At 51.5% G+C, this 23393-nt stretch carries 24 protein-coding genes; 22 read left to right on the top strand and 2 right to left on the bottom strand.

What is annotated here, in order from left to right; translation table 11 throughout:
• Positions 1-206: 206 nt before the first annotated feature.
• Together map and ABDK11_RS18425 are read right to left on the bottom strand one after the other, a co-directional pair.
• Entirely contained in the window at positions 207-1001 is a 795-nt protein-coding gene (gene map / locus ABDK11_RS18430; RefSeq protein WP_346837993.1) for a type I methionyl aminopeptidase, read from the bottom strand.
• Positions 994-1200 (bottom strand): ParD-like family protein, encoded by a 207-nt coding sequence (locus ABDK11_RS18425; RefSeq protein WP_346837992.1) that lies wholly within the window; start codon positions 1198-1200, stop codon positions 994-996. The genes map and ABDK11_RS18425 overlap by 8 nt, the downstream gene beginning before the upstream one ends.
• 160 nt (positions 1201-1360) lie before the next feature.
• Here ABDK11_RS18425 and ABDK11_RS18420 point away from each other — a divergent pair, with 160 nt between their 5' ends.
• From ABDK11_RS18420 to ABDK11_RS18315, 22 genes are all read left to right on the top strand, one after another.
• Entirely contained in the window at positions 1361-3118 is a 1758-nt protein-coding gene (locus tag ABDK11_RS18420; protein WP_346837991.1) for an NAD(P)/FAD-dependent oxidoreductase, read from the top strand.
• Between the two features lie 803 nt (positions 3119-3921).
• The gene (locus ABDK11_RS18415; RefSeq protein WP_346837990.1) at positions 3922-4350 is read left to right on the top strand and encodes a hypothetical protein; all 429 of its coding nucleotides are present in this window, start codon (positions 3922-3924) and stop codon (positions 4348-4350) included.
• A 126-nt stretch (positions 4351-4476) separates the two neighbouring features.
• Positions 4477-4965 (top strand): hypothetical protein, encoded by a 489-nt coding sequence (locus tag ABDK11_RS18410; protein ID WP_346837989.1) that lies wholly within the window; start codon positions 4477-4479, stop codon positions 4963-4965.
• Positions 4966-5043: 78 nt separating this feature from the next.
• Positions 5044-5412, top strand: coding sequence for a hypothetical protein (locus tag ABDK11_RS18405; RefSeq protein ID WP_346837988.1), 369 nt, complete (start codon positions 5044-5046; stop codon positions 5410-5412).
• A 145-nt stretch (positions 5413-5557) separates the two neighbouring features.
• Positions 5558-5938: a hypothetical protein gene (locus ABDK11_RS18400; protein ID WP_346837987.1), complete on the top strand. Its 381-nt coding sequence runs from the start codon at positions 5558-5560 to the stop codon at positions 5936-5938.
• 594 nt (positions 5939-6532) lie between these two features.
• Positions 6533-7060 (top strand): hypothetical protein, encoded by a 528-nt coding sequence (locus ABDK11_RS18395; protein WP_346837986.1) that lies wholly within the window; start codon positions 6533-6535, stop codon positions 7058-7060.
• Positions 7061-7225: 165 nt separating this feature from the next.
• Complete coding sequence (locus ABDK11_RS18390) at positions 7226-7930, top strand: hypothetical protein (RefSeq protein WP_346837985.1); 705 nt, start codon at positions 7226-7228, stop codon at positions 7928-7930.
• Between the two features lie 130 nt (positions 7931-8060).
• A complete protein-coding gene (locus tag ABDK11_RS18385) occupies positions 8061-8561 on the top strand; it encodes a hypothetical protein (RefSeq protein ID WP_346837984.1) in 501 nt (166 codons plus the stop codon).
• Positions 8562-8655: 94 nt separating this feature from the next.
• Positions 8656-9618: a hypothetical protein gene (locus tag ABDK11_RS18380; RefSeq protein WP_346837983.1), complete on the top strand. Its 963-nt coding sequence runs from the start codon at positions 8656-8658 to the stop codon at positions 9616-9618.
• 1233 nt (positions 9619-10851) lie between these two features.
• Positions 10852-11406 (top strand): IS3 family transposase, encoded by a 555-nt coding sequence (locus ABDK11_RS18375; RefSeq protein ID WP_346837982.1) that lies wholly within the window; start codon positions 10852-10854, stop codon positions 11404-11406.
• Between the two features lie 65 nt (positions 11407-11471).
• Positions 11472-12176: a restriction endonuclease gene (locus tag ABDK11_RS18370; protein ID WP_346837981.1), complete on the top strand. Its 705-nt coding sequence runs from the start codon at positions 11472-11474 to the stop codon at positions 12174-12176.
• 104 nt (positions 12177-12280) lie between these two features.
• Complete coding sequence (locus tag ABDK11_RS18365; protein WP_346837980.1) at positions 12281-12799, top strand: hypothetical protein; 519 nt, start codon at positions 12281-12283, stop codon at positions 12797-12799.
• An 87-nt stretch (positions 12800-12886) separates the two neighbouring features.
• Positions 12887-13165: a hypothetical protein gene (locus tag ABDK11_RS18360; RefSeq protein ID WP_346837979.1), complete on the top strand. Its 279-nt coding sequence runs from the start codon at positions 12887-12889 to the stop codon at positions 13163-13165.
• Between the two features lie 179 nt (positions 13166-13344).
• A complete protein-coding gene (locus ABDK11_RS18355) occupies positions 13345-14049 on the top strand; it encodes a GIY-YIG nuclease family protein (protein WP_346837978.1) in 705 nt (234 codons plus the stop codon).
• Positions 14050-14189: 140 nt separating this feature from the next.
• The gene (locus tag ABDK11_RS18350) at positions 14190-14540 is read left to right on the top strand and encodes a hypothetical protein (RefSeq protein ID WP_346837977.1); all 351 of its coding nucleotides are present in this window, start codon (positions 14190-14192) and stop codon (positions 14538-14540) included.
• 646 nt (positions 14541-15186) lie between these two features.
• Positions 15187-15708, top strand: a complete 522-nt coding sequence (locus ABDK11_RS18345; RefSeq protein WP_346837976.1) for a DUF2569 domain-containing protein — start codon at positions 15187-15189, stop codon at positions 15706-15708.
• Between the two features lie 207 nt (positions 15709-15915).
• Complete coding sequence (locus tag ABDK11_RS18340; RefSeq protein WP_346837975.1) at positions 15916-16770, top strand: trypsin-like serine protease; 855 nt, start codon at positions 15916-15918, stop codon at positions 16768-16770.
• A gap of 72 nt (positions 16771-16842) precedes the next feature.
• The gene (locus ABDK11_RS18335) at positions 16843-17280 is read left to right on the top strand and encodes a hypothetical protein (RefSeq protein ID WP_346837974.1); all 438 of its coding nucleotides are present in this window, start codon (positions 16843-16845) and stop codon (positions 17278-17280) included.
• 167 nt (positions 17281-17447) lie between these two features.
• Positions 17448-17885 carry a hypothetical protein gene (locus ABDK11_RS18330; RefSeq protein WP_346837973.1) on the top strand — a complete coding sequence of 146 codons (438 nt, stop codon included), beginning with the start codon at positions 17448-17450 and terminating at the stop codon, positions 17883-17885.
• Positions 17886-18091: 206 nt separating this feature from the next.
• On the top strand, positions 18092-20164 hold the full coding sequence (locus ABDK11_RS18325; protein ID WP_346837972.1) for a DUF3857 domain-containing protein: 2073 nt from the start codon (positions 18092-18094) through the stop codon (positions 20162-20164).
• Positions 20161-22791: a hypothetical protein gene (locus ABDK11_RS18320; protein ID WP_346837971.1), complete on the top strand. Its 2631-nt coding sequence runs from the start codon at positions 20161-20163 to the stop codon at positions 22789-22791. The genes ABDK11_RS18325 and ABDK11_RS18320 overlap by 4 nt, the downstream gene beginning before the upstream one ends.
• A gap of 120 nt (positions 22792-22911) precedes the next feature.
• On the top strand, positions 22912-23355 hold the full coding sequence (locus ABDK11_RS18315) for a hypothetical protein (protein WP_346837970.1): 444 nt from the start codon (positions 22912-22914) through the stop codon (positions 23353-23355).
• Positions 23356-23393 lie beyond the last annotated feature (38 nt).

The following is a 23393-nucleotide window of genomic DNA, read 5'->3' as shown; positions in this document are numbered from 1 at the left end:
GTTCACGACCCCGGGGCGCCCCGGCCTGCCACTTCAGTGTTTAATCAATGCCGTTAAGTTTCCCCGCCCCGGATGCGGTAACGCCGGGTAGCGGGGCAATCCGCGTGGGTGCGCAAGACGGGTTGTTCCGGCCGCCAGTTGCCGACCTGCTGCCGCATGTCTGGCTGGCGCGTGGAAGGCAGTGGGAAAGAAGGTCGTGTACCAGGTCACCTGGGTGCTGGTGCCTTCGCGGCGCGTTCCTCTGCCCGCAAAGTCAGCACCTCGCAACCGCCGGCGGTCACCAGCACCGTGTGCTCCCACTGGGCGGAGAGCTTGCGGTCGCGGGTAATCACGGTCCAGCCGTCTTTTTTCACCCTGGTTTTGTGACTGCCCTGGTTGACCATCGGTTCGATGGTAAATGTCATGCCTTCCTCAAGCACCACGCCGCTGTTGGGGCGGCCGTAGTGCAGCACATTGGGTTCCTCGTGCATTTCGCGGCCGATGCCGTGGCCGCAGTATTCGCGCACGATGCTGTAGCCGCGCCCTTCCGCATGGCGTTGCACCGCGTAGCCGATGTCGCCCAGCGTGGCGCCGGGGCGCACGGTGTCGATGCCGCACCACATGGCCTCGTAAGCGGTTTTTACCAGTTGTCGCGCCGCCGGCGACACGTCGCCGATCAGGTACATCTTGCTGGAGTCGGCGATAAACCCGTTCTTTTCCAGGGTGATATCCAGGTTGACGATATCGCCGCTCTTCAGCACCTGCGAATCCCGCGGCATGCCGTGGCAGACCACTTCATTAACGGACGTGTTGAGGGAAAAGGGATAGTTGTACTGACCCTTGCTGGCCGGCCGCGCCTGCAGTGTATTGACGATGAAGTCCTCGACGCGGCGATCGATGTCCAGTGTGGACACGCCGGGCGCGACAAATTCATCCAGCATATCGAACACCGCGCTTAGCAGGCGGCCCGACTCGCGCATCAGCGCCTGCTCCGTCGGAGTTTTGCGGGTAACGTTATTCACGCGCGAGAGACTCCAGGGTGGGCGCCGGTTCGCGCAGGAGTTTCTTGCACAGCTGGTTGTAGGTCAGCTCCGGATTCAGCTCCGCGAGCATGCCGATACGCACCCAGAACTCCGCCTGCGCATTGATCGAGCGGGCCATCACCGAGCTGGCGCGACGTATCTCGTCGTGGAGTTGGTCGGAAACTTTTACGATACCCATGATCCCTGCCCTTAAATGGAATATACGAAGTATATACGAAATGTATATTTCTATGGCAAGTCAGTCAGAGGTTGTGCTCGCTATGCAATTTATTGCATACAAAGAAAGGCGGCGCTAAGGTAGACCGATAACCAATAACGATAAATCGCGAGGTCGCCCCATGACCGTGTCCACCAAGGTGCCAGACTGCAGCGCGTCCAGTTCCGGCCCGGATTCCAGTGCCGAGACCAGTATCAATAGCCGCCCCAATAGCAGCGCCGCTCCCAGGCCCGGCCGCCTGCGTATCGGCCGGCGCTATCGCGCCAACCGGCTCGACGGCCCCTACGACGCCATCGTGATTGGTTCCGGTATCGGCGGCCTCACCACTGCCGCAATGCTTTCCTCCGCGGGCAGGAAAGTGCTGGTACTGGAGCAGCACTACACCGCCGGCGGCTTCACCCATGCCTACGATCGCAACGGCTACGAATGGGACGTGGGCGTGCACTATATCGGCGATGTGGGCGACCACCCCACCATGACCCGCAAGCTGTTCGACTACCTCTCCGCCGGGCAGCTGCAATGGGCGCCGATGGACAGCACCTACGACCGGATCTGCCTCGGCGACGAACAGTTCGACCTGCGCGCCGGCCGCGACGCGTTTGTCGATGAGCTGGTGCGATGCTTCCCGGGCGAGCGCGCGGCGATCGAAGCATACCTGCGCCGGGTCAATGCCGTGGCCGCCGCCATGCCGCTGATCACGGCCGAAAAGCTATTGCCGCGCTGGTGTGCGCCACTGACCGCGCTGTGGAAGAAGCTGCGCTGGCCCGACTGGCTGAACAAAACCACCTACGAGGTGCTGCGCCAGGTCACCGACAACGAAAAACTGATTGCCGTGCTCACCGGTCAGTGGGGCGACAACGGCATGACCCCGGGTTGCGGCAGCTTCATCATTCACGCGCTGATCGCCAAGCACTATCTCTACGGCGGCTACTACCCGGTCGGCGGCGCCAGCAAAATTGCCGAAACCATCATTCCGCAGATCCAGGCCGGTGGCGGTGACGTGTTTACCTATGCCGAGGCAGAAACCATATTGCTGGACGGCAACCACGCTCGCGGCGTGCGCATGGCCGACGGCACTGAAATTGCAGCGCCACTGGTGATTTCCGGGGCCGGCGTATTCAACACCTTCGAAAAGCTGCTGCCGCAGAGCGCCTGCGAGCGCGCCGGTTACCATCGCGACCTGCAAAAAGTGCAGCCCTCTATGGCGCATCTGTGCCTGTATATCGGCCTGCAGCAGACTGCCGAGACACTCGGATTGCCGAAAACCAATTACTGGCTTTACCCGAGTGCCGACTACGACGGGGATATGCAGAAATTCCTCGACGACCCGGAAGCGGAAATCCCGCTGGTGTACCTCTCCTTTCCGTCGGCCAAGGATCCCAGTTTTACCCAGCGCTACCCCGGCCGCGCCACCATCGAAATTGTCGCCCCGGGCAAATACGACTGGTTCGCCCGCTGGCACGGTGAACCCTGGGGTAAGCGCGGCGACGACTACGAAGCATTGAAAGAGCGCTTCACCGAGCGGCTGCTGGAACACCTGTACAAACACTTCCCGCAGCTGCGCGGCAAGATCGACTACTGCGAACTGTCCACCCCGCTGTCTACCGACTACTTCTGCCGCTATTCACGTGGTGAGATCTACGGCCTCGATCACGACCCCAGTCGCTTCCGGCAACACTGGCTGCGCCCCAAAACCCGCATCAAGGGTCTGTACCTCACCGGCCAGGACATCATGAGCTGCGGCGTCGCCGGCGCCATGTTCGCCGGCCTGGCCACCGCCCAGAGCATCCTCGGTATTCGCCGGGGTCTGCCTCTGTTACGACACATTTTCCGTGACAAGCAGAAACCTGGGGACAAACTGCACGATGTCTATAGCTGATAAGGGCAACTGCTGGCGCTACTAATGAAAATAAGCTGACGCTGGGCCAAATTCAGACGCAAGCAACAGAATTCAAGAGCCGCGTCTTCTATCCACCGGAAAAATGCCTTAAGTTGTTGATTTATAGTGGGGTTAAAACGGGATATAGAGCCAGCCACATAAATTCACGCCATCCGCGCTGGCCTTATATCCGGTAGAGAAAACCCAACGCAATTTTGTAAGACGCTAATTTTTAGGCAAAAAACCGGAAATTTCGAGATCTTGGTTCTGTGGATAGGCGCCAACTAGATATAAAGATGCGTCTTTTTAATAAACTGTTAAGCATCATTAGCGATGAAATTCTTACCACTGATATTTGTCTTCATTCCAAGCCTACTGATGGCTAGCACAATCCCTCTAGATAAAGAGATTGTTCAAGTTCAAGAGTGCGGCAAGGAGCAAAGGGATAATTCGGGGCAACTACTCCCCATGGCTGTCTTTGAGCCGATTTACCTGAAGTGCGATCACTGCAGCATTGAATTCACATTTAATGTGCCTCGCAATGGGGGACACCCAACTAAAGTAGCTTTTCGGTACAGTGGTATGTCACAAACATTGGCAAATGAGTATAGAGAGATATTTATTCGCGGATGGGTATTTCCTGGCTGTACTCAAGGTGGCAAGGGAATGGACTTCAGTGAAGAGCGGAGAGCGTTCAATGCTTAACAATCACAGGCACTTTGCTGCGGCCCGGCGGGCCTCCGCGGGACGGCCTACGCTGCGCTCCGGCCGCCCGTGCTGTGGGCGTTAAGCGTCATGAGAAAATGAGCAAATCAATAGCAATACTAGGCGCTGTAACGATTTTTCTTATATTGGCATTTAGCATCGTCAATATTCAGCAAGGCGGAAAGAACTTAGACCGCCTAAAACGCGACGTGTCAGCTGCCGGAAAGGCAGATGCGGAAAATGAGATTGCCAATGGGAAATTTGATATTTTGGCAGAAGCCTATGGTTTCGGAGACGGCAGCAGAAGAGTCCCAGGTCTAGGTTTGGAAAAGTACAACAAATGTCTAAGTAAAATTGCTCCACTTAGAATTTACTTGAGATCTGGTGATGTCGCGTGGGAAAAAAGTGAAATCGAGTCACTTAAGGAGCTAACAGAGTCTCCAAAGTCTACACATGTTTATGCAGCATCTTTCAATCTCAGTAAATTTAATTGGCTTTTGGAGAGCGGCGTAGTCCGGTGCGCTTAACAAAGCAATGCAGCCGACGTCTTACTTTGCGCACTTTTTGCGCGGTCGCTGCGCTCCCAGTTTCGCGCAAAAAACACACAAAGTAAGCCGCGGCTGATTGCGGCGTTAACTTTTTTTGGGGAATCCATGAAGTACATCCTTATACTCTTTCTTTTGCTTCAAAGTTGCATTGCGGTCGCAGAAAGATATGAGCACGCGGGAGCCGGATTTGAAAATAAGAAAGAGTTGGAAGAGTTTTACTTAAAAGTCCGTAAAGCAATACTCTCTAAGGACTACCAAGGCCTATCGGAGTTAATGCTATTCCCTACTGGTTTATATATAGGGGGAAATCCAACAACAGTAGAGACGGCAGAAGAGTTTGTCCGTCTCGGGGATCAGATCCTTAACGACAGGCTTATACAGGCTGTATATTGTTCAAATATCGATAATCTTCGCTCTAACTATGAGGGAGTCATGATTGGTCAGGGCGAAATATGGATAGTTCGCTTAGATGATGGTCGCAGTAATACCGGGAAATCGGTAATTTTCAAGATAAATAATAACCCGGCTAATACAACCTGGGAACGGCCGGATGGCGAGTGCTTCTACGGAGAAAAAGTTAACAAGCGGTTGTAGTCGCCACGCAAAGCGTGGCTGGGACGGCATACGCTACGCTCCAGCCGCCACTAAACCGAACGTTAACTTGGAGGAAATGTGAAAAATCTATTTTTCTTAGCAATTTTGATGACTCTCTCTTTTTCAGCAACTTCAAGTGAAATAGGCAATATAGTAGCAATGTCAAAAATGGCTAAAGCCGAGATATTGAAAAGGAAAAAAACTATAAGAAACGATGATTTAGTTCTTGTTAGTGTTTCACTGAATGATAGAGATAAGGAGTTTTCAAAAAATTTATTGCTATTTGAGTTTCTTGATAAAGGAAATCACAAGAGTAGTGACATAAGTGAGTACGTTTATACAACATACTGGGTTTCATTCAGCCTTGTTTCTGGACAGATTGTGCGAATCGGGCCATCAACATATAACACGTATGAGCCAATTACAGCGGATAAGTACTACCAGTAGAGTTAACAAACGCAAGCAGGTTGCTACGGCCCTTCGGGCCTCCGCGGGACGCCCAACGCTATGCATATTTGGTGCGGGTCGCTACGCTCCCAGTTTCGCACAAAATATGCAAAGTATTGGCCGCCCCTGTTGCGGGCGTTAGGCAATGACCAGTATGAAATTATTGTGGTTGCTGATACTTCCTGTCCTTTCAAGTGCAGTTTGTGCTGAAAACTTCGATGCAAGAATTCTCTTTGCTGAAGCGGCTATGCAATCTGATGAAGGAAAGACGTACGAGAAATTGGTACGGGAAAGTACGTGGGACGCGGATAGCGAGTGCTTTGAGGCTTCAACAAAAATTAGAGCAGCCTCAGGACACTATCAACTAGTTGCCACTATAGATCTGGACGGCAAGGCCAAAATGGTTGAGGTGCGCCCCATAAACCATTACTCATCGTGCGTGGCTATCTGGTTTGCGAATAATAGGTTTCCAAAGCCACCAAGAAATGGTTGGCCCGTTCGCTTGGAGGTAAATATCCAGCCATAGTGGGTGATTCATGCCTAACAATCACAGGCAGTGTGCTACGGCCCTTCGGACCTCCGCGGGACGGCTTACCTTGTGCACCATTTGCACGGGTCGCTTCGCTCCCATTTCCGCGCAAAAGGCGCACAAGGTAATCCGCCCCTGCTGTGGGCGTTATGAGTACAAGTGAGAAATGAGCAAAGTTTTAAATTGGATAATATTTTCAACGCTTCTATTCATAATTGTTAGTTGTTCCGCTAATGATACTGTTGCGGCGAAGGAGCAGGCGTGGCGAACTAAGCTGGCACAATTTCAGCCTGTCGGAAAAACGAGAAAAGAATTGTTGGATTGGCAAAACAAAAACGGAGTGCCATTAAATTCATTTCCGAATAAAAATGGAGTTATCCTCGAATCGATCAAGGGCAATGGGTTGGTGTGTTCGAGGTGGTTTATTTACTTGGCTATACAAGTTGACTCAAGTGATAAAATATCAAGCTACTCCGTTTCCAGTACGGGAACATGTTTATGATAAAAACTCATAACAAGGCCCATCAACGCGTAGCCTTCGGCTACTGGACTCGCGCAAGCGCTCGCCGTTGTGGGCGACGTTAGGTGAGTATGAGAGTTCGCTACATCTTTATAGCTCTAATGTCTATGTTGGTTGGCTGTGGTGGTGACGCTGACATAGAGGGAATCAAGCAAGGTTTTGCCGACAACAAAAGTTCTTTCGAACGTCTCTATCTAATGATCAAAGAGGATACTTCGGCAATTCCTTGCTTCTCTGTTGGTGCCGATCACATCGGAGAATATTGGCGGCACAATGGGAAGTGGAATACAAATAGAAATTACGAACGCAAAATTTCACTTGCAAAGGTTCTTGAAGAGGTAGGTCTTTCAGATCAACGTTATCAAGAGTATCTAAGTCTCTTTGAAAAGACCGGTTCCAATAGAATTTCCTATTGTCCAAAAGATCCAAGTTGGGCACGCATTATAGTTCATAGTAGTGGTTTATCTGTCTCCGGATGTTTGACTTCTATAAACATAAATGGAGATCAATCTGTTCCCGTAACAGATGTTAAACCGAGTTACTCGAGCGAAATTACACCTCTTGGTGCGGGGTGGTACATTAGCCATGATTGCACGTAATTCACCTAACAATTTGCTGCAGCCGACGTCTTACTTTGTGCACTTTTTACACGGTCGCTGCGCACCTATTTTCGTGCAAAAAATACACAAAGTAAGCCGCCGCTGAGCAAGGCGTTAGGTTTCCGAGTTACCCACAGAAAGTGGTAATTTAGAAAGGGGTTAAAATTGAAATCCACTTATAATACAAAAATCAATCACGCCTTTGTTTTGCATGAGGCTGATTTGCGCAGAGTTTGGGCAAAGCTGGAATCTTATGATTGCCATATTACAGCTACTGTACTCTTTAGCGATGAAGTCGAGAGGACAGTTGATAACATTGAAGATTTAGTGAGTTTTGAAAACTCAGAGAAAAGAAAGATTGTTCGGATCAATATTACTGCGGATTCGAGTGAGCGTGATAATAGAGTTAGAATCGAGTTTGAAGACTATAGTTTCCGTACGATTTCGGTTTGGGCATCAGGTAATGATGAGTTGGTCACTAAAGTCAGTGATGAGATGCCGGAAATTATTAGCGGTATCAGACCTTGGTACTCTTTTATCAGTCGAGTAGATGTTTTTTGGCTGCTTTATGCTCCACTTATTCTGGCTTACTTGTTTGCGGACATGATGTACTCATCTAAATCACAAAAAACTGCGTTAACGTTTATGCAAAGCGCAAAAGTGATTGGCTTTCTGCTCCTTGGCATTCTGGCTCTTTTCTTGTCTCACAAGCTGCTAACTCACCTGAAAAATTACCTTTTTCCTGTTGCTAATTTTGCAATTGGGCAGGGTGTCAGACGGTATCAGACCCAGGATCAGTTCCGATTTGCAGTGGTAATAGGTTTCTTTGTATCAATTGCGGCGTCGCTATTTTTAGGGCTCTTTGAGTAAAAAACCTAACAATCAGCGGCAGAGCGACAACCAACGCTACGCACCTTTTGTGTTACTCGCTGGCGCTCAAAAATTAACACAAAACGTGCTCCGCGCTGGCTGCGCCTGCGCTGGGCGTTAGGAGTTAAAGTTGGAAGAAATCGGAGTTTCATTAGTTGTAGGAATTGGTAGCAGCTTGGTTGCTACAGCAATTTTCATTTCGCTTAGTGAGTTTATTCGGAAAGTCATACTCCCGTGGTATGCAGATAAAATTTATCGGGGTGTCAGGATCGATGGCACTTGGGAGGCGACAAAATTCGAAGGGAATAAGATAGATGAGCTTATGAAGAACAATGAAATGCTAATGAAAATGGTTCTTCGGCAGAAAGGAGAGCTGGTTAGTGGTTCCTACATCCACAAAGAGCAAGATCAGGAAATAGACGAGTACTATTTAAGTGGGAGAATAAGGGACATGTATTTCCTTGCCACAGCGATCCCCAAATCCAATCGGAAAATTGATGGGGTGAGCTTGATGTTTCACATAGATTACCTCGATTCGAAGCTTAAATTAACTGGTGGTGCACTTTGCAAAGGGCCACAAGGAATAGTACATCCCTTGGATGGGCTTGAGTTCGAGTGGAATAACTCCTAACAAGCGGTATCAAAGCGACCGCTTTTCCGCCGCTTTGCGGCTCCAAACCGGCGCGTGTGCCGGGCGTTAAGCTACTAATCCGAGAAATAAATTTATGGAAGACGTAATACAGAAGAGGGTTCTTTTAGCTAAAGAATTCCATCTAAATGGAATTGAAAGTTCGAGGAAGAGCGACCCATTAAATAAGATGATGGCGGTTCATAATTTTCACATATCAATCGAAATAGCGGTCAAATCAATATTACTAAAATACGAAATTAGAAATGAAAAAACATTAAATATTGACTTTGAATCCATGCTCAATGAAGTAGATCAATTTCAAGACTTTAAAGATAGAGGCTTAAAGCTTCCTTACAGGCAGGAAATAAGGAACCTCAATCTAATGAGAAATATGGTTCAGCATCACGTTATTGAACCAGATGAGAGTAGCATGGATGATTGGCGCCTGTTTTCTTACCGTTTTTTAAAAAGAGTATTTGATAGCTATTTCGAAATAGACTTTGATCAAGTTAGTCGTATATCGTTTATTGATGACGAAGGTCTAAGGAAGTTCCTTGAAAAGTCTCAGAAAGATTTGGAAGATGGAGACTATAATTCAGCCTCCTGTCTTGCGGCAGGTGCATTTGAGTATGCCTCCTTATCTGTTTCAAGTTTCATACCAAATTCAAGTTCGGAGTTTTTTATTACATCTAGCTTAGGGCATTCAGGTATTAGTCGCGACCTTCAAGATGCTTTTAGAAAGACACTAAAGAGAGTAGATGAGTCTGAACACTTTTCTGCTTTATTAGCATCAGGTGTCAACTTGAGTGACTACAAAAAGTACAAAGATTCATCGCCGTTTGTTCATATTATGGTCGGAGGAAATCAGCATTATGATACATATGCTGGCAAGGTATTTGATCTGGAGTCAACCATGTGGCTGCAAAACTTTGTTATAGCCACCTTTATAAAATGGCAGCAGTTGGGGCTAGATCCAAAAATCCCAGATCATTTCTTGGAGGCAGCAATTCAATCTTTAGAGAAAGAGCCTGAGGGTTGTGAGCAGGACCAAGCTTAACAAGGCGGTGTTGTCGCCTTCGGCTGGGACCGCCATTCCGCTGGCGCTCCATGTCAGCCCCAAACCGCGGCGTTAAGCATCATTAGCGATGAAATTCTTACCACTGATATTTGTCTTCATTCCAAGCCTACTGATGGCTAGCACAATCCCTCTAGATAAAGAGATTGTTCAAGTTCAAGAGTGCGGCAAGGAGCAAAGGGATAATTCGGGGCAACTACTCCCCATAGCTGTCTTTGAGCCGATTTACCTGAAGTGCGATCACTGCAGCATTGAATTCACATTTAATGTGCCTCGCAATGGGGGACACCCAACTAAAGTAGCTTTTCGGTACAGTGGTATGTCACAAACATTGGCAAATGAGTATAGAGAGATATTTATTCGCGGATGGGTATTTCCTGGCTGTACTCAAGGTGGCAAGGGAATGGACTTCAGTGAAGAGCGGAGAGCGTTCAATGCTTAACAATCACAGGCACTTTGCTGCGGCCCGGCGGGCCTCCGCGGGACGGCCTACGCTGCGCTCCGGCCGCCCGTGCTGTGGGCGTTAAGCGTCCAACTTCCCCACCAAAAGTAGACACCTCATTACCAACTAAAGAGGTGCTTGATTATGAGCAAGAAGCGTAAGAACAAATACAACCACTACACCGAAGATTTCCGCCGAGAAGCAGTACGTTGATCTGAAGACCCCAACGTAAGCGCAGCGGAAGTAGCCAAAGATCGTGGCATACACCCCGGGCAGATATACAACTGGCGCCGCCAGTACAAGCGGCTGTCGGAGAAGCAATTCAATAGTTTGAATGGGGTGGAATATTCAATGGGAGAAAGTGAAGAGATCCGTAAGCTAAGGCGGCAGGTGAGCGACCTTAAAGAAGAGAATGAATTCTTAAAAAAGGCGACGGCGTACTTCAGCAGAGACAAATGGTGAAGTACGCCTTTATCGATTCTCTCCGCGGCGAGTATGCGATCTCAAAGATGTGTCGCTGGTCAAAGGTTAGCCGATCTGGTTACTACAAGTGGCGGAGGCGTGGTCCCAGTGCCAGGGACGAGAGGAAGCTGGAAGCGGAACGCCTCTTGGTTAACCTATTTTCCCGCTTCAAATCTCGTTATGGCTCTCCCAGGATGACAGTAGAGATCAACGAGAGCGGACTGCCGATTAGCGAGAATACAGTTGCAAAACTGATGGCAAAATAAGGACTTAAGGCAAGGAACGGTAAGGGTTACAAATACTTTCCCAACGTGTTGGCCAACAACAATGTCAGCGATAACCTGCTGAGACGTCGATTTCAGGCCGGCAAGCCTGATGAAAAGTGGGTGTCCGATATCACTTACATCAAAGTTGAAAAGGGTTTTGTGTATCTTGCGGTGATTATGGACTTGTTCTCACGTAAAATAGTTGGCTGGTCGCTCGATTCCACGATGACTAACCAGCTGATTATCGACGCCTTCGAGATGGCCGTGGCCTCACGTAAAGTAGAACCTGGCTTGATTCTACATTCAGATAGAGGTGTCCAGTATCGCTCTGGAGAGTACCAGGCGCTATTGCTCGATGAAGGGATCAGGCCTAGCATGAGCCGTAAGGGCAATTGCTGGGATAATGCAGCGATGGAGTCATTTTTCGCGCGCTTCAAAGTGGAAGCGCTCTATGCCGAAGATGTCACGACGAAGAAGGAAGCATATTCCTGCGTCTTTGACTATATCGAGCTTTTCTACAACAGCCACCGTCGACACAGTACTTTGGGATATAAGAGCCCAAATGCATTCGAGCAGGATCATCATCGGATGTGTGCCTAAGTAGTGTCTACTTTTGGCGGGGAAGATCAGCCTACATAGTTCATCCGGTGCATAAGGAGACTTACTTGGATTGGAAAGATTATCAAGAAGAAGCTACTGAATTTTTCCGCTCTCTCGGTTTGGAAGCCGAGACTGACGTTACTATCCAAGGAGCAAGAACAAAACACGATATTGATGTATTGGTAAAATCACACCATGCTGGTTTTGATATAACCTGGCTTGTTGAGTGTAAACACTGGAAGTCCAAAGTTTCTAAACTCCATGTACTTGGACTTCGCGAAATAGTTAATGATACCGGGGCCGATCGCGGAATCCTCTTGGCAGAAAATGGATTTCAAAGTGGCGCTATAGAGGCAGCGGCACTGACAAATGTTCACGTCACTTCTTTGGTCGAAGCTGCAAGTACAGCCAGTCATGAAATAAATGCCATGAGATTAAGAGAGCTGTACGACAGGCTTCTATGGTGTAAGGAGGAATATTGGGAAATTCCTAAAACCAAGAGGATTGAGTGTGGTCTTCGTACAGATGTCGGAGGAGACATAGGATATTCTGGTGACTGGGCTATTAAGGCAGGCGAAGACTTAATAACTAAAGGATTACGTGGCAACTATCCAATTACAACGGATGAAGTTCACGTAATGATTTCGGAGTCAATAATTGAACAAAAGCTGCCAAGCACTATTGGTAACATCCAAGAACTACTAGTTTCAGTAGAGCCATTGGTAAGCAACTTGGAACAAAAAATAAATGGGTGCAAATCAAAGGCCTAACAAGCGCATGTTGGTCGCCCACTACGTGGGCTGGGACCTTCGTTTCGCTCCGCTTCACTACGGCCCCAAATGCGGGCGTTAGCTTTCCACCGGAGAGTCATCGAATGATGGAAGCAATATGGTCACTTCTCGGTGTTGTATTGGGGTTTGTTTTGGCCGAGGGTGCGCAATGGCTAAAGCGGCATAGATTAAGAATCCGCCTTCGGAAGTCTCTTGTAGCAGAGCTCCAATCAATCATACGTATGGTGCCAAGCAAGGTGGACGTTTTGAATCAGGCTGAGAGCCACTTTAAGGCCGAGCGTGTTATGCCAACTCAATCAACCCGCTTCCCTCGGGATATATATTCACGAATAATTATAGAGACGCCGGAGATTCTAAAAGAGTGGGAAAGGGACTGCCTTCATATCATCCATGAAAGGTTGAGGGTCGTTGATAACTCAATGGACTCCATGGAGGAACGGTTCATTTCGATAACTTCGTCGTATTCGCGCGAGCAGGCAATATCAGCCGCAGTAGGCTCAATCGACGATTTGAGGGGAGCTCTTTCGAAAACTAGTGAATTGGCTCAGTCTGTAATATTTGGGGAGCGCGTTGATGTTTATGCACTTGGAAATGAAAACTAACAATCGCAGGCAAAGCGACGGCTTTTTAATTGTGGCTGCGCCTCCATTAAAAATCCACGCGTGCTGCGGGCGTTAGGAATACTGGGAATGTATCGCACAGAGATGGAATCGTTGGATAAAATCATCAACGAGCTATCCAATCCTCTAAGTAAGGATGATTGTGCACATTCATGGACTGAAGAATCTAGAATGGCAATTCTCAAGTACTTCCAAACAACCAGATCTGAAATCAAAGCAGGAAATAAAAGCCCTGCGATTAAGGGGCTTGTTCGAGGCCAAGATGCCTGGGGTGTATCAAGCGGAAGTCTTTGGGAGCAATGTATGGCGGTTAACCGCAAATTAAGGGTAGCGGGCCATGCAGAGTAATGTATTCCTAACAATCACAGGCAGTAAAGCTACGGCCCTTCGGGCCTCCGCGGGACGTCTTACTTTGTGCACCTTTTGCGCGGGTCGCTTCGCTCCCATTTTGCGCAAATGGCGCACAAGGTAAGCTGCCCCCGCTGGCGGCGTTACGTGTCAGCACCATTCAAACGATGAGAGAGATTATGCATACAGTAATTTACGTGATGCGCCATATTGATATTGGTGGTCACATAGACATTCCGTACAAAAAAGTCGGAATTACTGGTGCTGGAAACGCTACATTAAGCTCGCGGCTTCAGCAAATTAGTAACACTAAATCTCCTATCAAAGCCCAGTGTGTCGCGGCATGGGAGCATCAGGATGCTAGGGCTGTTGAAACAGCGTTACACATGCTGTTAGAGGATAGCCGCATAGAGGGAGAGTGGTTTCTAGATAAAGATGACACTCTTGTTGAGAGAATGCAGCCCATAATGGAACTTATTGGGGCAAACGAGTTAGTTATAGAAGAGAGTGATGATGAATACACTCGTAGTATTCTAAAAAGAGAAAGTGAAGAACGGGAAAAAACAGATCATATTCTTTTAGCTGAAGTGGCAAATCTTTTAGATATGCCACTTCGATCAAGTTCTAGGAAAGCAGGCCCAACTTTTTTCAGCGATGGCAAGCAATTAACATATTATGTTAATGCTAGAAAATCTGGGAAGCATCACCTTGCAATTGGTAGAAGTAAAGCTGTTTTTGATGAGATTCGGGATTTTTTGGAGTCAAGAGGCTACGATGTAGAGCAAGGTAAAAAAGGTGGAGCCGTAGTTTTGAGTATCTCCAAGAATATGATTGCAGAGGTCATTAATAGTATCGAAGCGGAATTCGAGCCGGAGCCGGCCTAACCACGTAACAAAGCGCTGCAGGCCAACAGCTTACTATACACACCTTTTGCGCAGTCGCTGTCTTTCCCATTTTTGCGCAAAATGCGCACAAAGTAAGCTGCGGCTGAGCGCGGCGTTAATTGTCGCATGGATCAGCCGTCATGAAATACATAACCATCCAAGAAGAAACTAAAAGTTGGTGGAAAAGCCTCTTCCAGCCTTCTGTGTTAAAGCTGATGGCATATGTTGAATCACTTGAAGGCTTGGAATTCAAAGCTTTTCACTATGTTATGTCGACTGACGAATTGGATGTGACAGGCACTTTCCAGGGATATTACTTCAAAATATACATGGAATGCGGAGGCGAAATCTCCTTAACTTTCGATTCTGATGTTTCGGAGCAGACAGTATCCGCAATAGAGCAACACCTAAAAGCATATAAATATGTTGGGATCCGAGTAGAGAAGTTAGCTGTGGAACGCTTCCAAAGGTTAGCGAAACATGGTAACTAACAAGCGGCTGTTATCGCGCCTTCGGCGCTGGGACGGCCATTCCGCCGCTTCGCGGCTCCACAGTCGCCCAAAAGCCGGGCGTTATTCTGGTATGGTTTTGCTGCCTACCAGTTAGTGGTGGTCGCTAAAAATAAATATCGGTTTGGAGGTGGAGGTGGGGAAGCTTCGTGCCAGTCGGCCGGCTAACAATTCTCTGCTGAGGGGCAGCTTCCTATAGGCACCTTTTTTGAGCGGTCATTGCGCTCCTCTCTTTGTCTAAAACGAGACAGGAGGGTTTTAATTGGGTTGTAGGAGCCTGAAGGAATTTGTTGGTTCTTTTCGGTATTTTTTAGCAAACTGAGCGTGCCAGAAAATATCCTAACAATTGAATCAAGACGCTCAATTTTTCACTACTGCTCCAAATTGACTAATCTGTAACCATGTTTGGGTTGCGAAAAGTGGCCGGCTGCAGGATGCCGCTGTGACTTTTATGATAATGCCTGTTGGTCTTGTAGAATGTTTAATAACCGGCGGGGGTGTTCTCGGTTTTCGGTCAGCGCTGGTATATCGGAGGCTGAAGAGCCAATAATCGGGTCGGGCTGTAGGACGTACATAAATAATTCTGGCCGTGCTGAAGGCCAATGTTGGAAAAGCAATAAGGGGAAATATGAGTCAAGAAAAAAGCATTGAAGGGATTGGGGGATGGTTGATACTGGTAGCCATTGGTATCGTTGTTACTCCAATAAGGATTGTGACGTTGATCCTGACTACCTATCCGGAAATATTTACTTCAGGTATATGGGACGCCATCACCAGTAAAGGAAGTGAAGCCTATAGTCCGATGTGGGCATCAATTATTCTTGGGGAGCTATTGATCAATTCTGGGCTATTGGTGGTCTGGCTTTATATGGCATACAAGTTTTTCACCAAGAGTAGAGATTTTCCGAAATGGTATATTGGTATAGCCGTATGTAGCCTTACCTCTATCGTCGCCGATGCCTATGCAATAAAGCTTGTGCTACCCAATGAGCCTGTATTTGACCCGGATACAGTGAAGGAGCTTATGCGCTCTTCGGTCATGGTTTTCATCTGGGTCCCCTACATGTTGCTGTCAAAAAGGGTGAAGGCAACTTTCGTGAAAAGTAACCTTGATAAAGAAGCACAGCCAACTAATGCAAGTGTCGCTTGATTTTCGCGATTTTTACTTTGGGGATAACGCACCTGGTATTTATTAAAATGAAGCGGGCAGGAAATAAACCTGATCCTGGTTTGACTCATTAATTTGCACACTTTATTTGCCGTCGCCATGCCCCATTTTGTGCGCAATGCTCACAAGGCTGTCTATAGGTGAGGGCGACGATGGATTGCCGAAGAATATTTAAAGGATTTTAAGTCTATGAGAAAGTATTTTCTCTTTGTGCTGCTGGCCGTTTCATCCGCTGCCAGTGCGATCATTATTCGTGATGACATTAAGGATGAGAAGTATCAGGTTCCGTCCTCTACTCTCCCTGCTTTGGTCGATTTCCCGGGTGAAGGTCACGGTGTGCTGATTAGCCCTCAGTGGGTGGTTACGGTCGCGCATGTGGTTCATATGCGGAATATTCAGGGCGTCACTATTAACGGCCAAGTGCGCAAAGTTGCATCTGTTGTGGTTCATACAGGATACAAGATGACACCCGAGCCGCTTGTCAAACAAGCGTTAGCTTCCGGGGATGGCACTAAGTTAAGAGCATTTCTTGCGTCGTGCGATGATATCGCGCTGGTCAAGCTGGAAGCCCCCATTACTGATGTTACGCCAATCTCTCTTTATGCGGGCAGCAACGAACTGGGCCGGACCGTAGAGTTGATCGGTAAGGGCGCTACTGGTAATGGGAAAGAGGGCGTGGTCCCTCACAGCCCACATCGTACTGCCTTGCGCAGGGCCTTCAATGTTATTTCCGGTGTTAATCCGCGCTGGATTTCCTACACGTTTGATTCGCCCAAGTCCGCTGTTCCACTTGAGGGGATGGCAGGAAATGGGGATAGCGGAAGTCCCGTTCTTCTCCAGGAAAAAGGCGAATGGCAGCTCGCCGGCCTTGTTTCCTGGGATTCCAGCGAAAGGGACTTACGCACGTATCACGGTGCGCTTTACGGGGATGGCGGCAATAATGTTCGTATTTCTCACTACGTTACTTGGATCGAATCTACCATGGCTGACTATAGTCAGCGAGCAAGTCAGGAAGCAGGTAAGGCTGACGTTAGTAACCAGTAGTAGCTTTTAGTAGTCAAGAGAAGCAGTAGAGTGCGATATCTTTTAAGAAAAGATCAGGGGGCAGAGGGGGCTGTGAATTATTTTGATAAAACTATGAAGATAGCTTTGCTGCTTTTGTTGGCTCTTGTTGTAGTTTTTTCCTTCGTGCAGTTTTTAGAGCCCGGCAAGTTCTCGAGATTAAATCTGGAAATAGCATTTATTTTTAATGTGGCTTGGGCAGCGGTGCTGATTGCTGTTCTCAGAGCTGTGAAAGAGTATCGACTGGATTCCGGAGGTCTATCGGTCTGGGGTTTCTTGTGGCGAGCCTTGCTTGCCAAATATAGTGGGCTGATTTTATCTGTATTTACAGTTTTTATTTTACCCTTGAGTATGAAGATTCCCTCTATAGAATTTACGATCTTTATCTATCCGGTCGCTGTCATATTCTCGGTGATTGTTGCCTGGTTATTCTTTTCCGAGAATAGGCGGCTTCAGTTCAGGTGGGTGCTAGGGGCGATGCGCGGTTATTAGAGCTCTTTAAATATTTAAAGGATAGAATGTCAGGCGCTGTAAGGAGTGTCCCGGGAGGATTTGATTCGCAGTTTGTTGCGGATTCAATTTTCCTTCTGTCAGATCTGGGTATTTCGCGCTGGCAGGTGCGCTGTCGGAGCATTATGAAAATAATAAGATGGGCGAATATGATTATAAAAACAATTCATTTCCTGTTTCTCTCGCTGCTTCTGACCGGCTGCGGAACATATCAGGTTTACGCCGGAGGCAAGCGGCCGGCGAGCGAGGTGGCGACAATAATCAATAAAACCTCTTTTGCGGCACCGACCAACCCGGAGTGCTATATCTACCGGATCGATGGTCAGGAGGTCACACTGGATTACGACGCGCTGGAGTTGCTGCCGGGCGACCATGATGCCCTGTTCCTGATGTATCAGCTCAATTTTGATGCCGCGCCGATCAGAAAGACCATTCATCTGGAGGCGGGAAAGACCTATGCCTGCAGAGCGCAGTTCAAGAATATGGCGTATAAGGAGTCCAAATTACCGCTTATAGGCAAGGTGCGGTCCTTTGAATCCGGCCAGTGGGGGCTGGAGCTTTACGAGGTCGATGCACCCCAGGGCTAAGAGGGCAGCAGCGGCACCATTTGGTTGGGGGCCGGCTCGCGGCCCGCCGCCGGTTTGGCTCGGCAGCTTCCAAGCCACGCAAGCCTGCACCCGGTAGGATTTCAGCCGGGCACAGCGGATAGATCCGCGGTCGGAGAGCCTATATGATGAGGCCTGTCGTATGTGTGCCACGCCTGTGCCGGGCGCGGCAAAATGGGGAAAGAATAATGCAGGGAATCTCCCGGGGAATACTCGCCGTCATTGCGCTGGCAATCATGGCCGTCGCACCGCTGTCTTTCGCGGCAGCGGCCGTCAACGGAGCCGAACACTTCTCGCACGGGCCGCGTCCGGATTGGGTGCAGGCCGTACCGGTGGATCTACAGCGGGCGCCGGATGGCAATCAGAGCGTGCGGTTCCTGCTCTCCGATCGGCAGATCAATCTGTCCGGTGACAAGATGGAGCGCTACGTTCATCTGGTGATGCAGCCGCTGAACCAGCAGGGTCTGCAGCAGGTGTCCAATATCAGTATTGGCTTCTTTCCCAACTATGAAGATCTCGTGCTGCACGATATCAGCGTGTATCGGGGCGGGCACAAGAGCAGCCGCCTGGACGTGGATGATGTAAAGCTGTTTCAGCAGGAAAACGAGCTGGATAGCGATATCTATGCCGAGGGCTGGACGGCGCTTTCGATTCTGAAGGATGTGCGCGTCGACGATATCGTCGAGTACAGCTATACGGTGCGTGGCTCCAATCCGGTGCTCGGCGGCCGCAAGTTTGGTCACGAGACACTCGGCTGGGGCACACCGGTGGAACACCTGCGGGTGAGCCTGCTGCGGCCGCAACAGCTGGACATCCATGTGCGGGTGCAGGGGGTCGATGCGAAGGTCCGCGAAACCCGTGAGGGCGATCTGCGTCGCCAGACCATCGAGTTGTCCGATACAAAAGTGGTCAAGTCTGAAGACGGCACGCCCAGCTGGTTATCGGTGTACCCCTACATGGAGTTCACCGAGTACGGCAGCTGGGCTGCGGTAAACCATTGGGCTGCGGGTCTCTACCGCCTCGACGACAAGCTACCGGCAGACTTCCTGCAGAAGATTCGGGGCATGGGTGACGGCGACAAGCTGGCACAGGTGGCGCAAGTGGCCCAGTGGATCCAGAAGAATGTGCGCTATTTTGGTATCGAGCACGGGGTGAATTCCCATCTGCCGAGTGCGCCGGCGGAGACCCTGGGCCGGCGCTTCGGCGACTGCAAAGACAAAACGGTACTGCTGGTGGCGGCGCTGCACGCGCTCGGTATCGATGCGGCGCCGGCGCTGGTCTCCACTGAAGGCAACCTGCACCTGGACCGCAACCTCCCTTCGCCGGGGCTGTTCAACCATGTCATCACCACCTTCCAGTATCGCGGCAAGCGTTACTGGATCGACCCCACAGACAACAGCCAGCGCGGGCCCGTCGTGGAGATGTCGCTACCGGACTTCCACTGGGCGCTGTTGGTCGACGGCAAGGGCGATCACCTCACGCGCATAGCGCCGGCGGTACCCGGCCAGATGCAGGCCTCCACCGATATTCGCGAGGAGTTTTCGCTGGGCGAGAACCGGGATTCTGCCGATTTCCAGGTCAGCACCAGCTATACCGGCTGGCGCGCAGAGCAGATGCGCAGCTACTTCGGCTATTACAGCCGCGAGCAGGTGGCCAACAACTTCCGCCAGTATTACGCCAAGTACTTCCCGGCGATTGAATCTCGCGGGCCGGTGGAGGTGAGCGACTCCGACGATCACAATCGGCTGGTGGTCACCGAGCACTATTTTCTGCCCAAAGTTGGCAAATCTGCCGGCGGCAAGAATGTGGTCAAGTTTGTCGCTGCGAGTATCGCCGACAACTTCAGCCTGCCGAAGACCCGCCAGCGCAAGCATCCGTTCGAGCTGCCGGGAGACTTCACCATTCACCAGCAGGTGCGCATCGAGACCGATCACGCTGACGATATCCTGTGGTTCGAAAAGAACAGCGGATCAATCACCGACACTCAGTGGTTCAAATTCAGCCGCGATATCACGCGGGAAAAAAATACCATCCAGGTGGATTTCAACTATCACTCCGCGGCGAAATCCGTGTCGGAAGAAGATTTCCCGCAGTATGTGGATGCGCTGGACAAACTGGACTCGCAACTGGCCTATTCGGTGTGGTTCTCGTCGCAGCCGGATGCGAACGCGCGCAAGAAGCGCCAGCAGCGCCTGCGCGATCTGGCGCGCAACTTGATGAATAAACACGAAAAGCCGGGTGAAAACGGAGGCGCACCGTGAGAGCCATCGCCACGCTGTTACTGGGCGGGGCCCTGCTCGCCGGCTGCGCCGCCGATCCGGCACAGCGGGTACAGGGCGCGCCGGCAGAAGATGGAGATGCCCGCTTCGCCGCGGTGCTGAACCGCCTCAAAACCCAGCCGGATTCGGTGCCGTTTGCCGAATTCTGGCGGGCTTACCTCGACAGCTCGCAGTACGAGAGTGCCCCGGAAAAGCATTCTGCCTATCTGAAACAGCAGGCCGGAATCGATGCCGGCGATATTCCCTGTGACAGCGTCGACTGGCAATCACTGACCGAGCAGAACTTCGTCTCCCTGCAGCCACACCTGTCCGCGCAGGCCTGCTATGAATCCACCGGCAACAGTGCGGCCGCGGACGACGAGGGGCGCGTGATCAGCTACCTGCTGAGCGGCATCCTCAGCCGCGGCGATGGTGAGAGCTTCGACACCGCCTATGAAGTCGCCATGTGGGACGACTCGGAGGACATCCTCAAGCTGGCGGGCTACGAGGTGGTGGACACCTACCTGCAGCTCGGCCTGGGCGGGCAGGGCCTCTACTACGTGGTGGTAGCGAACGATACCGAGAGCGGCGAGCAAAAGCAGATCGTGTTTCAGAATCAGCGCGTCCTGCACCAGCTGATGGGCCTTCAATTTCCCTTTGCCGGCGTTACCGATGCCTATGTGGAAAAGGTGTTGAAGCCGCTGTCCGGTAACGACCTGAGCGCGCAGGTGGGCTGGGGTCTGGTGCAGGAGGGTATGGGCAACACGAAGGCCGCAGCCGAGACCTATCTGGAGGCGACCGGCAACGGCAGCCCGGTGGCCGAGTACCACTTGGGCCTGCTGTGCCTGCAAGGTGGGCTGAAGCAGTTCGCCCCCGGTGACTGCGCCGACTTCCTGATCTCGGCGGCGGAAAACGGCTTCGTAGATGCGCTGGTCGGCGCGGCCTATGTGCAGCGCGAGGGCCTCGGCGTCGACAAGAGTGCGCAGGGCTTCCGCCGCTTGATGCGCGCGGCCCAGCAGAAGCTGGCGCCGGGCGAGGCCTGGCGCAAGCTTGCCGGGCTCTACGGCGGCGCGGCCGGGCAGAAAAACCCAAGCGCGGGCGACGCGGCCCTGCAACGCGCCGCGGAACTGGGTTCGGCACCGGCGCAATTCGCCGTGCTGGAGCAACAGCTCAGGGGCAAACAGGCCGATGGCGCGGCGGTTCTGCCGCAGATGGAGCAGCTGGCGGAATCTGGCTATGTGCCCGCACAGGTAGCCTATGCGCGGCTGGTGCTCAGCAGTGGTCGCCGCTCTCAGGAGGATGTCGAACGGCTGCGACAGCTGCTTGAGTCCGCCACGCAGCGCTCGTCCCAGAGTGCCTACAATCTGCTGGGCAGAATCAATACCTACGGTGTGCTGGGCAAGACCGATATCGCCGCGGCCATCGATGACTACACCCGCAGCCCGCTGATACCGCAGTCGCAGCGTGCCCTGGCCTGGGCCTACCTGAATGGCGAAGGGGTGACAAAGGATACGTCCAGGGCCATCGCGTGGTATTTCCTCTGCGCCCGGCGCGGCGATGCCGAGTGTTACTTCCAGCTGGGCAAGCAGTTCCAGAGTGGCGAAGGACGCGATATCGAGACCGCCGCCGGTATGTATCGCGCCGCGGCGGCGGAGGGTCACGCCGGCGCGCAGGCGCGGCTGGCGCAGATGTACGAGCGCGGTACCGGCGTGGCAGCCGACCCGGGCAGGGCCTTCCAGCTCTATTCCGAATCCGCGCAGCAGGGCAACAGCAGCGCTTCCCGGCATCTGGGCGACTTCTACCGCGACGGCAAGCAGGTGCCGCGGGATCTCGGCAAGGCGCTGCAGCTGTATGAAGCCGCCGCGCCGACCGACACCGATGCCATCGACCGGGTTCTGTCCCTGTGTGGCGACTACGCCAGGCAGCTGAGCGACTGTGCGGACAAGCAGCGTTACTGGAGCGCCTACCGCGCGGTGCGCAGCGGGGAGATTTCCCCTCAGGAGCTGCAGCGCAGCCTGGCGATCGTCAAGGGAATGCCGGTGTTCGAGCAGCCGGTGAGCATTCAGGATTTCAAGGCGCTACTGAAGCAGAAACACCTGCGCCTGATCGGCGAGCTGGAGGATGGCTTTGTGGTGCTGGAAGCGCACAGCACGCCGGCACTGGATGTGCCGACGCTGGCCTTTCTGTACCGGAAGGAAGGCGACAATATCGTACCCGGCCTGACGCGCTTCGAACTGCTGCGCCAGGCCGAACGGGTGATCAACGGCGGCAGCACGCCGGTCGGCGTGGCAATGCTCGATGCACTGCTACAGCGCGAGCCGCACAACCTGCGCGCGATCAACGACCTGGCCTGGGCCCTGGCCACCTTTCCCGGCGCCAGCGTCCAGCAGCTGAAAAACGCCGCGCGGCTCGCGGAGCAGCTCAACAAGCAGAGCCTGTGGAGCCAGTGGGCCTACCTGGATACCCTCGCCGCGGCCTATGCCAGAACCGCCGATTTCGACCGGGCGGTAGAGACCCAGCAGTATGCGATCTATCTGGCGCGCAATGGTGCGGCCGATGAGAAGACGCTGGCCGGGATGCAGAAGCGGCTGGCGTTATTCAAGGGTGGGGAGAGTTATCTGTTAGAGTAACCGCGGGCAGGCACTGCCTGCCTGTCTTCGCGTGAGAAGGCTGCCGCGCCGGGGAGGCGCGAATTCAGCGCGCAGCGCATTCAACTTGAGTTTTATTTCTGGTCTTTGGGATTGGTAATCATGAAAAATATTATAACCGCCATTGCGATCTTCGTTTTTGCTTCTTTTTCGGTAAACCTGTATGCGGGTCAGGCTACCCAGGCGTTCGGTATCTGCCTGACCGATTCACTGACGGGCAAGGAAAGAAAAACGCTTGCCAAGTGGATCTTCTTTGCCATTGCCGCACACCCCGAGATTAAATCCTATGCCAAGATGACGGATAAGGATCAGGACCAGGCCAACCGGTTTGTCGGCAATCTGGTCACGCGGCTGATCACCGAAGACTGCCCGAACCAGGCCAAGCGGGCACTCAAGGAAGACGGCGGTCAGGCGTTCGAGCAGGCATTTGGCCTGGTGGGCAAGGTCGCTATGCGGGAGTTGATGGCCGACAAACATGTGGTGCAGTCCGTGTCCGGTTTCGAGAAATACCTGGATAAAGACAAATTTATTGCCCTGAAAGACTGATCGGAACCACAGGCGGTGTGTGATTGCCGCTTACCCGG

Origin of the sequence: Microbulbifer sp. SAOS-129_SWC, assembly GCF_039696035.1 — a bacterium.
In the GTDB taxonomy this organism is placed as follows: Bacteria; Pseudomonadota; Gammaproteobacteria; order Pseudomonadales; family Cellvibrionaceae; genus Microbulbifer.
This window is presented reverse-complemented; position numbering and strand designations above follow the sequence as displayed.

What these genes read in the sequence shown, in the direction of transcription:
- ABDK11_RS18410 (WP_346837989.1), top strand. Translation starts at nt 4,477, where the DNA reads ATGAAGTACATCCTTATACTCTTTCTTTTGCTTCAAAGTTGCATTGCG.
- ABDK11_RS18340 (WP_346837975.1), top strand. Translation starts at nt 15,916, where the DNA reads ATGAGAAAGTATTTTCTCTTTGTGCTGCTGGCCGTTTCATCCGCTGCC.
- ABDK11_RS18395 (WP_346837986.1), top strand. Translation starts at nt 6,533, where the DNA reads ATGAGAGTTCGCTACATCTTTATAGCTCTAATGTCTATGTTGGTTGGC.
- ABDK11_RS18360 (WP_346837979.1), top strand. Translation starts at nt 12,887, where the DNA reads ATGTATCGCACAGAGATGGAATCGTTGGATAAAATCATCAACGAGCTA.
- ABDK11_RS18345 (WP_346837976.1), top strand. Translation starts at nt 15,187, where the DNA reads ATGAGTCAAGAAAAAAGCATTGAAGGGATTGGGGGATGGTTGATACTG.
- ABDK11_RS18365 (WP_346837980.1), top strand. Translation starts at nt 12,281, where the DNA reads ATGATGGAAGCAATATGGTCACTTCTCGGTGTTGTATTGGGGTTTGTT.
- ABDK11_RS18315 (WP_346837970.1), top strand. Translation starts at nt 22,912, where the DNA reads ATGAAAAATATTATAACCGCCATTGCGATCTTCGTTTTTGCTTCTTTT.
- ABDK11_RS18350 (WP_346837977.1), top strand. Translation starts at nt 14,190, where the DNA reads ATGAAATACATAACCATCCAAGAAGAAACTAAAAGTTGGTGGAAAAGC.
- ABDK11_RS18425 (WP_346837992.1), bottom strand. Translation starts at nt 1,200, where the DNA reads ATGGGTATCGTAAAAGTTTCCGACCAACTCCACGACGAGATACGTCGC.
- ABDK11_RS18380 (WP_346837983.1), top strand. Translation starts at nt 8,656, where the DNA reads ATGGAAGACGTAATACAGAAGAGGGTTCTTTTAGCTAAAGAATTCCAT.
- ABDK11_RS18420 (WP_346837991.1), top strand. Translation starts at nt 1,361, where the DNA reads ATGACCGTGTCCACCAAGGTGCCAGACTGCAGCGCGTCCAGTTCCGGC.
- ABDK11_RS18325 (WP_346837972.1), top strand. Translation starts at nt 18,092, where the DNA reads ATGCAGGGAATCTCCCGGGGAATACTCGCCGTCATTGCGCTGGCAATC.
- ABDK11_RS18400 (WP_346837987.1), top strand. Translation starts at nt 5,558, where the DNA reads ATGACCAGTATGAAATTATTGTGGTTGCTGATACTTCCTGTCCTTTCA.
- ABDK11_RS18330 (WP_346837973.1), top strand. Translation starts at nt 17,448, where the DNA reads ATGATTATAAAAACAATTCATTTCCTGTTTCTCTCGCTGCTTCTGACC.
- ABDK11_RS18415 (WP_346837990.1), top strand. Translation starts at nt 3,922, where the DNA reads ATGAGCAAATCAATAGCAATACTAGGCGCTGTAACGATTTTTCTTATA.
- ABDK11_RS18355 (WP_346837978.1), top strand. Translation starts at nt 13,345, where the DNA reads ATGCATACAGTAATTTACGTGATGCGCCATATTGATATTGGTGGTCAC.